The organism is Nocardia sp. NPDC020380, from assembly GCF_044386975.1.
Lineage (GTDB): Bacteria > Actinomycetota > Actinomycetes > Mycobacteriales > Mycobacteriaceae > Nocardia.
In genome coordinates this window covers 323,027-337,672 of the sequence record NZ_JBIRVQ010000002.1, presented here as the reverse complement: position 1 = coordinate 337,672, position 14,646 = coordinate 323,027, and the positions used below count along the sequence as shown (strand labels likewise).

Annotated in this window: 13 protein-coding genes; 5 read left to right on the top strand and 8 right to left on the bottom strand. The window is 67.9% G+C overall.

Going from position 1 to position 14,646, the window contains the following annotated elements; all coding sequences use genetic code 11:
- Positions 1-10: 10 nt before the first annotated feature.
- From ACH438_RS05120 to ACH438_RS05105, 4 genes are all read right to left on the bottom strand, one after another.
- Complete coding sequence (locus ACH438_RS05120; protein ID WP_397001400.1) at positions 11-1,090, bottom strand: 2-oxoacid:ferredoxin oxidoreductase subunit beta; 1,080 nt, start codon at positions 1,088-1,090, stop codon at positions 11-13.
- Complete coding sequence (locus ACH438_RS05115) at positions 1,090-3,042, bottom strand: 2-oxoacid:acceptor oxidoreductase subunit alpha (RefSeq protein WP_397001398.1); 1,953 nt, start codon at positions 3,040-3,042, stop codon at positions 1,090-1,092. The genes ACH438_RS05120 and ACH438_RS05115 overlap by 1 nt, the downstream gene beginning before the upstream one ends.
- A 104-nt stretch (positions 3,043-3,146) precedes the next feature.
- The gene (locus ACH438_RS05110; RefSeq protein ID WP_397001396.1) at positions 3,147-4,163 is read right to left on the bottom strand and encodes an Rv2578c family radical SAM protein; all 1,017 of its coding nucleotides are present in this window, start codon (positions 4,161-4,163) and stop codon (positions 3,147-3,149) included.
- 31 nt (positions 4,164-4,194) lie between these two features.
- Entirely contained in the window at positions 4,195-5,187 is a 993-nt protein-coding gene (locus tag ACH438_RS05105) for an NAD-dependent epimerase/dehydratase family protein (protein WP_397001394.1), read from the bottom strand.
- 136 nt (positions 5,188-5,323) lie between these two features.
- Between ACH438_RS05105 and ACH438_RS05100 the strand changes: the two genes are divergently transcribed.
- On the top strand, positions 5,324-5,653 hold the full coding sequence (locus ACH438_RS05100) for a type VII secretion target (protein ID WP_397001392.1): 330 nt from the start codon (positions 5,324-5,326) through the stop codon (positions 5,651-5,653).
- Positions 5,650-7,233, top strand: coding sequence for a hypothetical protein (locus ACH438_RS05095; RefSeq protein ID WP_397001390.1), 1,584 nt, complete (start codon positions 5,650-5,652; stop codon positions 7,231-7,233). The genes ACH438_RS05100 and ACH438_RS05095 overlap by 4 nt, the downstream gene beginning before the upstream one ends.
- A gap of 172 nt (positions 7,234-7,405) precedes the next feature.
- On the opposite strand, the gene ACH438_RS05090 is transcribed toward ACH438_RS05095, so the two are convergent.
- On the bottom strand, positions 7,406-8,155 hold the full coding sequence (locus tag ACH438_RS05090) for an SDR family oxidoreductase (protein ID WP_397001388.1): 750 nt from the start codon (positions 8,153-8,155) through the stop codon (positions 7,406-7,408).
- 138 nt (positions 8,156-8,293) lie between these two features.
- Between ACH438_RS05090 and ACH438_RS05085 the strand changes: the two genes are divergently transcribed.
- Positions 8,294-9,166 carry a TIGR03619 family F420-dependent LLM class oxidoreductase gene (locus ACH438_RS05085; protein ID WP_397001386.1) on the top strand — a complete coding sequence of 291 codons (873 nt, stop codon included), beginning with the start codon at positions 8,294-8,296 and terminating at the stop codon, positions 9,164-9,166.
- Positions 9,167-9,188: 22 nt separating this feature from the next.
- Here the strand turns inward: ACH438_RS05085 and ACH438_RS05080 are convergent, their stop codons facing one another.
- The 3 genes from ACH438_RS05080 to hisS form a co-directional block, all read right to left on the bottom strand.
- Positions 9,189-10,193 carry a malate dehydrogenase gene (locus tag ACH438_RS05080; protein WP_397001384.1) on the bottom strand — a complete coding sequence of 335 codons (1,005 nt, stop codon included), beginning with the start codon at positions 10,191-10,193 and terminating at the stop codon, positions 9,189-9,191.
- Positions 10,194-10,355: 162 nt separating this feature from the next.
- On the bottom strand, positions 10,356-11,003 hold the full coding sequence (locus tag ACH438_RS05075; protein WP_397001382.1) for a hypothetical protein: 648 nt from the start codon (positions 11,001-11,003) through the stop codon (positions 10,356-10,358).
- A 187-nt stretch (positions 11,004-11,190) separates the two neighbouring features.
- Positions 11,191-12,471, bottom strand: a complete 1,281-nt coding sequence (gene hisS / locus ACH438_RS05070) for a histidine--tRNA ligase (RefSeq protein WP_397001380.1) — start codon at positions 12,469-12,471, stop codon at positions 11,191-11,193.
- Positions 12,472-12,712: 241 nt separating this feature from the next.
- Between hisS and ACH438_RS05065 the strand changes: the two genes are divergently transcribed.
- Positions 12,713-13,591, top strand: coding sequence for a peptidylprolyl isomerase (locus tag ACH438_RS05065; RefSeq protein WP_397001378.1), 879 nt, complete (start codon positions 12,713-12,715; stop codon positions 13,589-13,591).
- Positions 13,592-14,005: 414 nt separating this feature from the next.
- Positions 14,006-14,566, top strand: coding sequence for a hypothetical protein (locus tag ACH438_RS05060; RefSeq protein WP_397001376.1), 561 nt, complete (start codon positions 14,006-14,008; stop codon positions 14,564-14,566).
- The last annotated feature ends 80 nt before the right edge of the window (positions 14,567-14,646 follow it).

The following is a 14,646-nucleotide window of genomic DNA, read 5'->3' as shown; positions in this document are numbered from 1 at the left end:
TTCCGGCGGGTCAGCTGACCGTCCAGGTTTCGCGGCCGGTGAGCAGGGACTGCAGCGAGTTCTCGTGCACCGGTTTGCGTTCGGCGGCGGTGGCGAGCTGCGCGCGGACCCCGTCGTCGTAGGTGGGCCGGTTCACGCTGCGGAAGATGCCGGTGACCACGTGCGACAGGTCCTGATCGGACAGCCGCGAGAGGGCGTAGGCGTATTCGGGATTGTCGCTGTAGGCGTCGTGCACCACGATGTCGGATTCGGCGACGGCGTCGGAGCGCGCCACCCGCAGGCCGAAACCGTCTCGTACGACCGCGAATTCATTGTCGGCCCCGAAGCGGATCGGCTTCCCGTGCTGGAGCCGGATGAGGTGGGATTCGGCGTTCTCCTTGCGGAGCATGTCGAAGGACCCGTCATTGAAGATCGGGCAGTCCTGCAGGATCTCCACGAAGGAGGTGCCGCGGTGTTCGGCGGCAGCGCGCAGTACGTCGTTGAGTCCGGCGCGATCGGAGTCCAGGGCCCGGCCGGCGAAGCTGGCCTCGGCCCCGAGCGCCACCGACAAGGTGTTGAACGGGTGATCGACCGAGCCCATCGGGGTGGACTTGGTGACCTTGCCGGTCTCGGAGGTCGGCGAGTACTGGCCCTTGGTCAGGCCGTAGATCCGGTTGTTGAACAACAGGATCGTCATGTTCACATTGCGCCGCAGCGCGTGAATCAGGTGATTGCCGCCGATGGACAGCGCGTCGCCGTCGCCGGTGACCACCCAGACCGACAGGTCCGGCCGGGTCACCGCGAGCCCGGTGGCGATGGCGGGCGCGCGACCGTGGATGGAGTGGATCCCGTACGCCTCCAGGTAGTACGGGAAGCGGCTGGAACAACCGATGCCGGAGACGAACATCAGGTTCTCGCGCTTGAGCCCGAGGTCGGCGAGGAAGCCGCGTACGGTGGCGAGAATGACGTAGTCACCGCAGCCCGGGCACCAGCGCACCTCCTGGTCCGAGGTGAAGTCCTTGACCTTCTGTGGTCCCGCGGCGGCGGGCACACCGGAGTATCCGGTGAGCCCGAGATCCGTTCCGATGAGCGGGTTTTCCATGATGGTCATCACTTGCCCCCTGGGGTGCGGTAGGTGGCCCGCGCCCGCGCGGCGAAGGCCTTGCTCTGCTCCATCTCCGCAATGGAGCCATCGAGTGCCGCGTCGATGACGCCGACGAGTTCCTGGGCCTGGAAAGCGGTTCCGGCGATCTTGGTCCACGGTTGCACGTCGACGAGGTAGCGGGCGCGCAGCAGCATGGCCAGCTGTCCGCCGTTCATCTCCGGGCAGACCACGGTGCGGTACCTGCCGAGCACGTCACCGAGGTTGGGCGGGAAGGGATTCAGGTGCCGCAGGTGGGCCTGGGCCACCGGGACGCCGCGGCGCCGGGCGCGCCGGCAGGCCTCGCCGATCGGCCCGTAGGAGCTGCCCCAGCCGATGAGCAGCAGTTCGGCGCGGCCGTCGGGATCGTCGACCTCGAGTTCGGGCACGGTGATGCCGTCGATCTTGGCCTGCCGCAGGCGCACCATGAGTTCGTGGTTGGCCGGGTCGTAGGAGATATTGCCGCTGCCGTCGGCCTTTTCGAGGCCGCCGATGCGGTGGGCGCGGCCCACGGTGCCGGGTACGGCGAGCGGGCGGGCCAGGGTTTCCGGGTCGCGGGCATAGGGCTGGAACGAATCCTCCTCGGACCCAGCGGGTTCGAAGGCGGGATGGATCGGCTCCAGCTCGGTGACCTGCGGAATCGCCCAGGGCTCCGAACCATTGGCGATGGCGCCGTCGGAGAGCACCAGGACGGGTGTCCGGTAGGTGAGGGCGATGCGGGCCGCCTCCACCGCGGTGTCGAAGCAGTCGGCGGGTGACCGCGGCGCGACCACGGCCACCGGCGATTCGCCATTGCGCCCGTAGAGCGCCTGGAGCAGATCGGCCTGTTCGGTCTTGGTGGGCAGGCCGGTGGAGGGTCCGCCGCGCTGCACGTCGACGATGAGCAGCGGCAGTTCGGTCATGACGGCGAGACCGATGGTCTCGCTCTTGAGCGCCAGGCCGGGCCCGGAGGTGCTGGTGACGCCGAGCGCACCGCCCAGGGCCGCGCCCAGGGCCGCGCCGATGCCGGCGATCTCGTCCTCGGCCTGGAAGGTGGTGACGCCGTAGTTCTTGTGCTTGCTGAGCTCGTGCAGGATGTCGGAGGCCGGGGTGATCGGGTAGGTCCCGAGGAACACGTGCAGCCCGGACAGTTGCCCGGCGGTGACGATGCCGTAGGCGAGCGCGGTATTGCCGGTGATCTGCCGGTAGGTGCCGGCCGGCAGCGTCGCGGGGGCTACCTCGTAGGTGGTGGCGAAGGCCTCGGTGGTCTCGCCGTAATTCCAACCTGCCCGGAATGCGAGGATATTCGCTTCGGCGACATCCGGTGTCGCCGCGAATTTCTCCCGTACGAACTGCTCGGTTCCGCCGAGCGGACGCCCGTACATCCAGGACAGCAATCCCAGCGCGAACATATTCTTGGCGCGCTGGCCGTCCTTTTTGCCCACACCGGTCGGTTCGGTTGCCGCGAGCGTCAACGAAGTCATGGGCACCCGGTGCACCACGAAATCGGACAGCGTGTCATCGGCGAGCGGGTCACCGGAGTAACCGACCTTGGCCAGATTCCGCTTGGTGAATTCGTCGGTATTGATGATGAGCGTCGCCCCGCGCGCCAGGTCCTCCAGATTCGCCTTCAGCGCAGCGGGATTCATGGCCACCAGCACATCGGGCTGGTCACCGGCGGTGAGGATGTCGTAGTCCGCGATCTGGATCTGGAACGACGAGACGCCCGGCAGCGTCCCCTGGGGCGCCCGGATCTCGGCGGGGAAGTTCGGTTGTGTAGCAAGGTCGTTGCCGAATGCGGCGGCCTCGTGGGTGAATCGGTCGCCGGCCAGCTGCATGCCGTCACCGGAGTCCCCCGCGAAGCGGATTACGACCTTTTCCAATTTCTCTGCGGTACTGCTCTTTCCGGGCAGCTCCGCGGAGTCGTCATGCTGCGAAACCATGCGCGTGCATCACTTCCTTGTCAGGTGTGAGGTACCAACGCCAAACTACTCCGCAATATTCGCGACACACCCGCAATATGCAATGGTTTCGATCGTCGCAGGCGTCAGGCGAACAACGCCAGCTGTGGATCGGGCGTGCACGATTCGGCGGCCCGCACCTCGGGTTGGGCCGGCAGGTCACGGTTCAAACGATGTTTCTCGAGCAACGGCTCAATCCGGCCGCGTAGCCACGCAGAGTACTCCGGCGTGACCGAAGCTCCACGACCATACAGCTGCCGATAGCGCCGGAGCAGCGACGGGTGCGCTTCGGCGAGCCACTCGATGAACCAGCCGCGCGTGCTCCCGCGTAGGTGCATGGGGAAGGCGGTGACACTGGCCGCGCCCGCGGCGGCGATCTCCCCGAACAGCTCGTCCAGGTGCGCCTTGCTGTCCGTCAGATACGGAATGACCGGGGCCACCATGACATTCACCGCGAACCCGGCATCGGCCAGCGCGCGCACCAGTTCCAGCCGCGCGCGCGGCGAGGGCGTCCCGGATTCGACGGCCTTGTGTAGTTCGGGATCCAGGATCGCGATGGAGACGGCGAGATGCACCGGCACCTGCCGGGCCGCCTGGGTCAGCAACGGCAGATCCCGCCGCATGAGCGTGCCCTTGGTGAGAATCGAGAAGCCGGTGCCGGATTCGGCCAGCGCGCCGATGATGCCCGGCATCAGCCGGTAGCGCCCCTCGGCGCGCTGATAGGGATCCGTATTGGTGCCCAGCGCAACGGGTTCACGGTGCCAGGACCGCTTGTGCAGTTCCTTCCGCAGGATGGGCACCACATTGGTCTTGACCACGATCTGCGAGTCGAAGTCGGTGCCGGCGTCCAGATCCAGGTACTCGTGCGAACCGCGCGCGAAGCAGTAGCGGCAGGCGTGCGAACAACCGCGCATGGGGTTGACCGTCCAGCCGAACGGCAGGCCCCCGCCGTCGGGGACCTTGTTCAGCGCGCTCTTGCACAACACCTCGTGGAAGGTGATGCCCTCGAACTCGGGGGTCTGTACGCTGCGTACGAAGCCGGCACGTTCGAGCCCGGGCAGCGCGCCGTCATCGGCGTCCAGGGTCTGGCTTTGCCACCGCACCACCCAAGTCGAACATTTGTTCTAGCCGGTGTCAAGCAATCTTCTGCGTGTCGACCTTGATCGTGCGCCCGTTGTAGAAGTCCACGAGATCCGAGATGGTCTCCCGGGCCGGACGCGGGCGGTAACCGAGTTCCGTTGCGGCCTTGTCGTGTTCGACGCGCGGCGCGGACAGCAGCGCACCCATGGCGGCCTTGGAGACGCGGTCGCTGCCGAAGGCGCGGGCGGCCGGTTCCAGCACCGGCATGCAGGCATTGATGACCTTGGCCGGAATCGCAAAGGCGGGCTTCATCTTCCCGTTCACCTCGGCGGCGGTCCGGGTGGCCTGGAACATATCGGTGAAATGCCCGCCGAGCAGGTAGTTCTCACCGGTGCGGCCACGTTCGCCCGCGAGGATGAGACCGCTCGCCACATCGCGCACGTCGACCAGGTCGAAGCCGCCGCTGATCATGACGGGCACGCGGCCGCGCGCGGCGTCCCACAGGGTCTTGTTGATCCGGGAGTCGGAGTGGTCGATCGGGCCGTACACGCCGGTCGGGTTGCAGATGACCGCGTCCAGGCCGGCATCGATGACCTTGCGCAATTCGGTCTCGCCCTGGAACTTCGACCGGTCGTACACCGGGAGATCGGGATTGATGGAGCGCGGCGAGCGCTCGTTGATGACACCGCCGCAACAGTATTGATCGAAGGCGTGGATCGAGCTGGTGTGCACCATGCGCCGCACGCCGACCTCGCGCGCGGCCTCGGCCACCACGCGCACGCCCTCGGTGTTCACCCGCCAGGCCAGATCGTGCTTGTGCGCCAAGGTGATCAGCGCGACCAGGTGGTACACGACCTCCGCGCCCTCGAGGGTGCCGCGCATGGAGGCGGGATCGAGGACGTCGCCGCTGACCCAGGTGACGCCGGGCTGGTCGGCACCGGTCGGACGCACGCGGTCGATGGCCGTCACCTCGTGCCCGCGTTCGATGAGCTGCTGAAGCAAGTTGGTGCCAAGGAACCCGGCAGCGCCGGTGACTGCGACCTTCATGGGATCGAGAATATAGAACTTGTTCTAATTTGCAACAAGTTCCAGTTTGGCGAGTGGGACGCACGCCACGCCGGGCGAGACGGCAAGTGGGATATATTCGCTTTTCGCATGTCTACGACGATAGGGGGGCTCTGAAATGGCCGATCTCTCGGTCGACACCGCGGCGGTCCGAACCTTCGCCACCACGCAGGACGGCGTCGCCACCGACATCGCCGCGACCGGCAATCTCGACACCGTATCCCACGTCGCCGCCATGACGCCGGTATTCGGCCTCGTCGGCGCCGACTTCCTGGCCAGCTTCGCGGTCGCCGAACTGCTGCACGACCGCGATATCAATGCCCTGTCCGCCCGCTTCGCCGAGCTGGGCCAGGCCGCCTTCGGATCCGCCGGCACCTACGAGTCCACCGACGCGGGCTTCGCAGGGGGACTGGACGGGATCGCCGGACAGGTCGGAGCCGAGGCGTGAACCCCCTCGATCCGGACGCCGGCGTCATCGCACCCGCGTATCCGGCCGCACCGGCGGCTGCCGCGACGAGTCTGCAGTACGTGCCCACCCCCGGCGCACTGCCCGACCTGCCGGTCGGTCAGCTGCCCGCCGATGTGCCGGCCTTCGAGCCACCCGCATTCACGTTGTCGCGCAAGGAATTCGAGCAGACCGGCACCCCGTTGACCGGGGGCGTACCGGGTCTCGGCGGCCCGCAGGGCGCTGCCGACAGCGTCCTCGGCGGCACCATCTCCCCCGCGGTCGATGCCGCGCACGGCGTGCTCGCGGGCGCCCAGCAGACACTGGGTGACGCGCAGGGCGCGCTCTCCGGCGCCCAGGCCGCGCTCGACAGCGCACCCGCCGCCTTCGTCGCCGCGCAGACCGCGCTGGCGCGTGCGGCCGCCAACCCCGCGGCCCTGCTGCCGCCGCTGCCCGCCGATCCGGTGGGTGACCTCATGAAGGGTCTCGCGCTCCCCGCGGTTCCCGGCCTCGATGCCTTGTTCAAGCCGTTCCTGGACCTGATCAACAGCTTCGGTACCGGTGTGATGGGCGCGCTCAACCCCGCCACCCTGCTCAGCCAGGGATCCAAGTTCATCGAGGGTGCGGTGCAGGTCGGCGGCGGCGCGCTGAAGACCGTCGAAGGACTGTGGCAGGGCAAGGCTTCGCAGAGCGCCCAAGATTCCGGCGTCCAAGCGCAGAATCACGGCCAGGAGACCAGCCAGCGCGGTTTCGACCTCTCGTCGCTGACCGAGCAGGCGGCCGGAGTCGTACAGCGCGGCAATATCCAGCTCACCGCCATCGCGCAATCCTTCGCGGCCCAGGCGACGGCGCTGGCTCCGGTGGCCCTCACGCCCCCGGGCCAGACCGCGCTGATCACCTCCGCGACCGAGCATCTGGCCTCCGCCGTCTCGGTCGTGAATGTGACCCGCGGCGAATTGTCCGGCTACACAGCCCAAGTCAACGGCCTGGTGGCGCAGCTGCTCGGCCAGGGCAACGGCCCCAACCCCGCCGATGTGGCCCAGTCGCTGGCCCAGAATGTCGGCCAGCCCATCCTCGACCAGGCCAAGGGTCTGCTGGACAGCGGCATGCAGGCCGTGAACCAGTCCGGCCCCGGCAATCCCGCGGGCCCGACCCCGGGCGGCGCACCCGACACGATGGCCGCGGGCCTCGGTGACGGCGGAGCCGGTGGCGGGGGCGGCGGCGGTCTCGGCGGTGGCGGTGGTCTCGGCGGTGGCGGCTTGGGTGGCGTCCCGTCGACTCCCGGCGGGCCGGGTCAGTCCGTCCCCGGCGGTAAGGCGCCCGGTTCCGCGAACCCCTTCGGTGCCGGCATCGCGGGCCTGCCCGGCGCGGGCGGCCCCGGTTCCCAGGGCTTCATGGGTTCCCCGGGCGCGGGCGCCGGTGCGGGCGGGCGCGGTGGGGATTCCCAGCACTCGCGCACGGTGCAGCCGTATCAGAATCAGTCCGGCGAAAGCGAACTCACCGGCAACCTGGGCGCTTCCGGGCCCGGCGTCATCGGCGGTCTCCCCGATGATCCCGACAGCCTCGAGTCCGACCAGGCCTGATCCGCCGATCGGACTGTGCCGCAGCGGTATTCGCGCGACGCACACATAGTGATGCCGCGGTGATCGGGACGGGTACCCCGATCACCGCGGCATCGAGTGGGGTCGAGCACGAGTTGTACACCTCGCGGGCCCGACCACCGTTTCCGGCGCGGATGCGCTGTGCCGCAGTGGGTTACACCGTGGTCGGGCGCGTCTGCGCGTCCATGCCTCCGTCGATGACGAATTGGGCGCCGTGGATGAACCCGGCCTGGGGGCCGAGGAGATACGCGATGAGAGAAGCGATCTCGTCCGGGCGGCCGTTGCGTCCGATGGGCGCCACGAAGTTGCGGATGGCTTCACCATAGCGGGGATCGTCCATTCCCGCTTGCAGCAGCGGGGTGTCGACGCTGCCGGGGGCGACGGTGTTCAGTCGCACGCCGGCCTTGCCCCATTCCACCGCGCGTTCGCGGCAGGCCACGGTGACGGCGTTCTTGGAGGCGGCGTAGGCGAAGGCGCCCGCGGCGTCGCCGGCCCGGGGGAAGGACTCGGCCTCGGCGCCCTTGGCGATCGGGTTGTCCTCCCATTTGACCTGGGTGGAGGCGACGGACGAAACCACCACGGCCGCAGGCGATTCGCCCTTCTGCAGGGCGGGGTAGAGCGCGTCGAGCAGGGCGACGGTGGCCCGGTAGTTGACCTCGAGGATGGTGTTGAAGTCGGGTACCTGGGGTCCCACGCCGGCGCACAGCACGAGTCCGTCGAGCGCGCCGCCGGCGCGTTCCAGCAGTTCGGTGACGGCGGCCGCGCGGGCCTCGGGGTCGGTGAGATCGACGGTGATATCGGCATTGCGGAGGTCGATGCCGATGATGTCGTGCCCGGCGGCGGCCAGGGCGGCGGCGGTGGCCGCGCCGATGCCGGACCCGGAGCCGGTGATGGCGATCGTCATGCCGTCGATTAGAACAAGATCCAGAACCGCTGAGCAAGCCAAACCGTGGCGGGTCTCGGTTACCGGGATTAGCATCAGGGCCAGAACTAGAATCTGTTCTAGTTTTCGCCCTTGCTCACCGTCGAGAGGACCTACCCGATGCGCTTCACCTATGCGGAGGCGATGACCGATCCGGACTACTACATCCCCCTCGCCCAAGCCGCCGAGGCCGCCGGGTTCCACAGCATCACCATCGCCGACAGCATCGCCTACCCGGCCGAATCCGACTCCAAGTACCCGTATACGCCGGACGGCAATCGCGACTTCCTGGACGGCAAGCCGTTCATCGAGACCTTCGTGCTGTCGGCGGCCATCGCGGCGGCCACCACCACCCTGCGGCTGACGCCCTTTGTTCTCAAACTGCCCATCCGCCCGCCGGTGCTGGTGGCCAAGCAGGCGAGCTCACTGGCCCGCTTGAGCAACAACCGTTTCGCGCTCGGCGTGGGCATCAGCCCGTGGCCGGAGGATTTCCAGATGATGGGCGTCCCGTTCGAGAAGCGCGGCAAGCGCATCGACGAGTGCATCGAGATCGTGCGCGGCCTGTCCACCGGCGAGTACTTCGAGTACCACGGCGAGTTCTACGACATCCCGAAGATCAAGCTCACCCCCGCGCCCACCGAACCGCTGCCGATCCTGCTCGGCGGCCACAGCGATGCCGCGCTGCGCCGCGCGGTCCGGCTGTGCGACGGCTGGATGCACGCCGGCGGCAAGGGCGACGACCTGGACAAGTACCTGGCCCGGATCGACGAATTGCGCAAGGAGCGCGACAATCCCGGCGAATTCGAGATCCACGCCGTCTCCCGCGACGGCTACACCCCGGACGGGGTGAAGCGGCTCGAGGAGAAGGGCATCACCGACCTGATCGTGGGCTTCCGCAACTCCTACGCCAAGGAGCACGATACGGAAACCCTCGAGGAGAAGATCGTCAAGCTGAACTGGTACGGCGAGAACGTGATCGCCAAGCTCAGCTGATCAGACCTGCTTCCTCGGCCGATCAGACTTGCTTCGCAAAGCCGAGCGCGATCACCGCATCACGCTCGGCTTCGAGCTCGGCGACACTCAGATCGATGCGGCCACGCGAGAATTCGTCGATCTCCAGCCCCTGCACGATGCGATACTCGCCGTCCGCACAGGTGACCGGGAACGAGCTGATGAGCCCCTGCGGCACGCCGTACGACCCGTCCGAGGGCACCGCCATGGAGGTCCACTCCCCCGCCGCGGTACCTAACGCCCAGTCGTGGATGTGGTCGATGGCCGCACTCGCCGCGCTGGCCGCCGAGGACGCGCCGCGCGCCTTGATGATGGCGGTCCCGCGCTGCTGCACGGTCGGAATGAAATCGTCTGTCACCCAGCCCTGATCGCCGATCACCTCGAGGGCGGGACGACCGTCCACGGTGGCATAGCTCAGGTCCGGGTACTGCGTGGCGGAGTGGTTGCCCCACACGGCGATCCGGTGGATATCGGCCGCGGCCGCCCCGGTCTTCTCGGCCACCTGCGCATTCGCGCGATTGTGGTCGAGCCGGGTGAGCGCGGTGAAACGCGCCGCGGGGACGTCGGGCGCATTGCTCATGGCGATGTAGGCATTGGTATTGGCCGGATTACCCACCACGAGCACCTTGACATCGTCGGCGGCATTGGCATTGATGGCCGCGCCCTGATCGGTGAAGATGGGCCCGTTGGCGGCGAGCAGATCGGCGCGTTCCATACCCGCGGTACGCGGCCGCGCACCGACCAGAATCGCGATGTTCGCGCCGTCGAACCCGACCCACGGGTCGTCGGCGATATCGATACCGGACAGCAGCGGGAAGGCGCCGTCCTCGAGCTCCATGGCGACGCCTTCGAGGGAGGCGACGGCGGCGGGAATCTCCAACAGCCGCAATCGGATCGGAGTGTCGCTCCCGAGCAGTGCACCGGAGGCGATGCGGAACAGCAGCCCGTAGGCGATCTGTCCGGCGGCGCCGGTCACGGTGACGGTCACGGGTCGGGCGGCACTGCTCACGACTGACTCCTTAGGTGGTCGTTCACTCGATTTCCACCCTATCGAGCCGTCACCTCCCCTTCCCAGCCGTCGTGAGCAACGAGACAGCCGCCCATCCACGGACGGCTCCGCACCGTAGCGGGGCTCACATCTTGATAAGCGGTCGCTATGGGCGCGCGGTCGTCAGCGGGCCAGTTCGGCGATATCGCTGTCGCTGAGCACGATCGCGGAGACCACATCGCGCACCCGCACCAACTGGACGGCCCGATAGAGCGGCCGTTCCTCGGCATTGGCGTCGCGGGCCTCGGCGCGCAACTGCTGCACGAGCATCCCGGAGATGGCCAGCGCCGCCGCGAGCGGACACGAGGCCAGCCCGTCGGCGAGTTTGCGCAGCCCGAGAATGTGCAGTTCGCGTCCGCTCCCGGAGTCGGTGTACATGGCCAGCGGCACCACCCGGGTCTCCGGCCCCGCGGTCACCCGCAGCACGATCCGGCTGAGCTTCCCCGGATGCACCACGATCTCCATCCCGGTGGCCTCGGCCAGATTCAGCCGCCGCTCCCCGCGCCAGGTCCGCGTCCGAAGTTCGGTGCCCGCCAGCCGAATCCGCCGCCGCTGCACCGCCATCGCGTACAACGCGGTGGGCGCCCCGAGCACGATCGCCGCCGCCAGCGCGATGGTCCAGTGCACCACCAGTGCCAGCAGCAACCCGATCCCGACCCCCACCCCGATCGCGGCCAGCGTCAGCCGCCGCAGCGCGGGCGCCAGCATCTCGGGCGCGATGAGGTCGAGCCCCACCTCGGCGGCGGGCCCGGGCTTCGAAGGTTCAGTCACGGCTACGTACTTCCACATTCACGTCCAGGCGCCCCACCCGCCGCCGATAACCCGTTCCAAGCACGGCCCGGGACGCTACCAGCCCGGTCCCCCGCCCGGCCGCACTTCGCCTCCGACCCATCCTTATTCGCGATTCACGCGCCCGGACCCGGGCGGCGAGCAGCCGTCCGGGTCCGGGCGGCAGGCGTCAATCCTGTTCGCTCGCAAGGGCGGCCGCGACCTGGGCGACCGCTTCGTCGAGGGGGATCTGGCGCTGGTCGCCGGTGCGGAGGTCCTTGAGGGCGATTTCGTTGTCGGCCACTTCGCGGTCGCCGAGGACGAGGGCGACGCGGGCGCCGGACTTGTCGGCCGCCTTCATGGCGCCCTTGACGCCGCGACCGCCGTAGGCGAGATCCGTGCGAATGCCCGCGGCCCGCAGCTGCCCGGCCAGGGCGACGAGGCGCTGCTTGGCGAGGTCGCCGAGCGGGACGCCGTAGACGTCGACGCGGGAGCCGTCGGTGGCGGTCTTGCCCTCGGCTTCGAGGGCGAGGACGGTGCGGTCCACGCCGAGGCCGAAACCGATGCCGGACAGGGCTTGTCCGCCGAGTTCGGTCATCAGGCCGTCGTAGCGGCCGCCGCCGCCGATACCGGACTGGGCGCCGAGACCGTCGTGCACGAATTCGAAGGTGGTCTTGGTGTAGTAGTCCAGGCCGCGGACCATGCGCGGGTTCACCACGTAGGGCACGCCCAGGGCGTCGAGGTGGCCGAGGACCTGGTCGAAGTGCGCCTTGGCCGACTCGGACAGGTGATCGATCATGAGCGGCGCGTCGGCGGTCAGGGCCTTGACCTCGCCCCGCTTGTCGTCGAGCACGCGCAGCGGGTTGATCTCGGCGCGGCGGCGGGTCTCCTCGTCGAGCGGGAGCTTGAAGAGGAACTCCTGCAACAGTTCCCGGTACTGCGGCCGGCAGGTCTCGTCGCCGAGCGAGGTGATCTCGAGCCGGAAGCCGTCCAGCCCGAGTCCGCGGAATCCGGCGTCCGCGACGGCGATGACCTCGGCGTCGAGGGCCGGGTCGTCGATGCCGATGGCCTCGATGCCGACCTGCTGCAGCTGCCGGTAGCGGCCCTTCTGCGGTCGTTCGTAGCGGAAGAAGGGTCCGGCGTAGCAGAGCTTGACGGGCAGGGCGCCCCGGTCGAGGCCGTGTTCGATGACGGCGCGCATGACGCCGGCGGTGCCTTCGGGCCGCAGTGTGAAGCTTTCGCCGTTGCGGTCGGGAAAGGTCCACATCTCCTTGGAGACGACGTCGGTGGATTCGCCGACGCCGCGGGCGAACAGGGCGGTCTCTTCGAAAACCGGCAGCTCGATATGCCCGTATCCGGCCAGTCGCGCGGTGTTCACCAGGCCGTCCCGGACGGCGACGAACTCCGCGGACTCGGGCGGCAGGTAGTCGGGGACTCCCCTCGGGGCACTGAAGCTGCTGGTCTTGGTCACGATGTTCAGTTTTCACCACGGCCCGCCGCTCTGCCTAATTGCCTCCGCTTCGCTCCGGCTGTTCGCGGCCCTCGTGACCCCGATTCTTCCCTCCCTCCGCTCCTCCGCTGCGCTCCCCCGCTCCACTCGGTCCAGAACCGGGGCGGGCCGCGAACCTTATGGTGGCGGTTATAGAGGAACGTCTCAGGAAGTGATGGCACACTCTTACCGCGATGGCAACCGATACGGAGGGAACTGGCTAGTGCCGACCAATGAGCAGCGACGCGCTACGGCGCAACGGAAGCTGGAGCGCCAACTTGCCAATCGGGCAAAGGCGACGCGCAGGCGCAAGCAGCTGACTATCGGGGCGTCGGCCCTGGGTGTGGTGGTCGCGGTTGCGGCGGGTGTCGGCATCTACTTCCTGACCAAGAGCGATGACAACAGCAGTACCGCTGCCGCGTCGACCACCTCCCCCGACGCCTCGCTGTCCTCCGCGCCCCCGCCGGCCGCCAAGGCGAAGCCGGCCTCGGTGAGCTGCGAGTACCGCGATGCGAAGGCCCCGGCCTCGAAGCCGGTGAGCAAGCCGGGCACGGACAATATCTCGACCGCCGGTCAGGTGAAGGCCACCATCGACACCAGCCAGGGCGCGATTCCGATCACCTTGAATCCGGGTGAATCCCCTTGCACCGTCAACTCTTTCGAGAGCCTGGCGAACCAGAAGTTCTTCGACAACACCAGCTGCCACCGCATGACCACTAGCAAGGGCTTGAAGGTGCTGCAGTGCGGTGACCCGACGGGCGCCGGAACGGGCGGGCCGGGTTACCAGTTCGACAACGAGTACCCGACTGACCAGTACGCACCGACCGATCAGGCCGCCCAGTACCCGGTCGCCTACAAGCGCGGCGTGCTCGCCATGGCCAACGCCGGTCCGGATCAGACCGACGGCAAGGGCACCAACGGCAGCCAGTTCTTCCTGGTCTACGGCGACTCGCAGCTGCCGCCGCAGTATACGATCTTCGGCACCATCGACGACGCCGGTCTGGCCACTCTCGACAAGATCGCGAAGGCGGGTGTGCAGGGCGGCGGCCAGGACGGTAAGCCGGCCCTGGACGTGAACATCTCAGCCGTCCAAATCAACTGACCAGCATGATCTTTCGGTCCCGGCGTCTCCAATGGCGCCGGGACCGATCCTTTTCCGGCGCTTTCGCGTTCTAAACCTCGGAAGCCCCCTGAAGTCCTCCGATGTAAGGCATTCCTAACCAAAGAAAATCCTGAGTTTTCGCTCTCGTGCCGGAATTGTGCGATATATGCTGTATCGCGACGCGCGCGTCAGGCGGTCTCCGAGTTTTCGCTGGTAACCTCGTAGAACGGAGTACCAAAGGCGTAGTAAAGGCCCCGTGGGCAACCCCCCAACCGGCCGGTACTACGCCCGAGTTCTCCCGGTGTCACGTTTGCAGGCGGGATGTCGTCAAGCGAACCACCGTTCGTGTGGCGATGTTCGTGACGAAGCACCACAATCATCCATAGTGATCACTGCAGCATCGGGGAGCAGGCAATGGCCGAGGAACTCGACGACATCGGCCGCGAGACAGCGGCGATGATGAGGCAAATGTTGCAGCTTGCGACGCTTGTCGCGCTGCGCACCCGGGAACGTGGCCAGAAGGAAGCGGAAGCACGCGTCAAGGTCACCGAGGCCCAGCAGAAGCAGGCACGCGAACGTCAGCTTCGCGACGCTGCCGATGCGAAGGCCAAGGACCCGCGCAATCTCGAACTCGCGCGCATGATCGAGAAGCCCCCGCTCGACAAGGGCGTTTCCCTCGAGAAGGACCGATTCGCCGCGCAAGCCGAAGCCACTCGAATGGCCGCTACGCAGTCCGCGATGAACAAGGCTCTCGTGCGCCATGATTCGGTGGAACGCCGAACCGCTCTCGCCCAGCACCTTTCCCGCATGGGCATCGCTCCGGAACTCGCTGCCGTGCGAATGCTGCTGGAAGTCGGGCAGGCTCAGTCGCCGGAAGAAGCAACGCGCGCCCGCGAGCAGGAGGTCGTCGCCGAACGGCGGCGCGCTCGTGAGATGGAAGCCCGTGCGCGCGAACGGGTTCGCACCCTCAGCTGAATCTCGCTACACGCTGATTACCCATTACGCACAGCGTCTCCCGGATTGTGGCGAACCGCAACCGATTTACGGTCCGCCAC

What these genes read in the sequence shown, in the direction of transcription:
- ACH438_RS05120 (WP_397001400.1), bottom strand. Translation starts at nt 1,090, where the DNA reads ATGACCATCATGGAAAACCCGCTCATCGGAACGGATCTCGGGCTCACC.
- ACH438_RS05115 (WP_397001398.1), bottom strand. Translation starts at nt 3,042, where the DNA reads ATGGTTTCGCAGCATGACGACTCCGCGGAGCTGCCCGGAAAGAGCAGT.
- ACH438_RS05105 (WP_397001394.1), bottom strand. Translation starts at nt 5,187, where the DNA reads ATGAAGGTCGCAGTCACCGGCGCTGCCGGGTTCCTTGGCACCAACTTG.
- ACH438_RS05100 (WP_397001392.1), top strand. Translation starts at nt 5,324, where the DNA reads ATGGCCGATCTCTCGGTCGACACCGCGGCGGTCCGAACCTTCGCCACC.
- ACH438_RS05090 (WP_397001388.1), bottom strand. Translation starts at nt 8,155, where the DNA reads ATGACGATCGCCATCACCGGCTCCGGGTCCGGCATCGGCGCGGCCACC.
- ACH438_RS05085 (WP_397001386.1), top strand. Translation starts at nt 8,294, where the DNA reads ATGCGCTTCACCTATGCGGAGGCGATGACCGATCCGGACTACTACATC.
- ACH438_RS05060 (WP_397001376.1), top strand. Translation starts at nt 14,006, where the DNA reads ATGGCCGAGGAACTCGACGACATCGGCCGCGAGACAGCGGCGATGATG.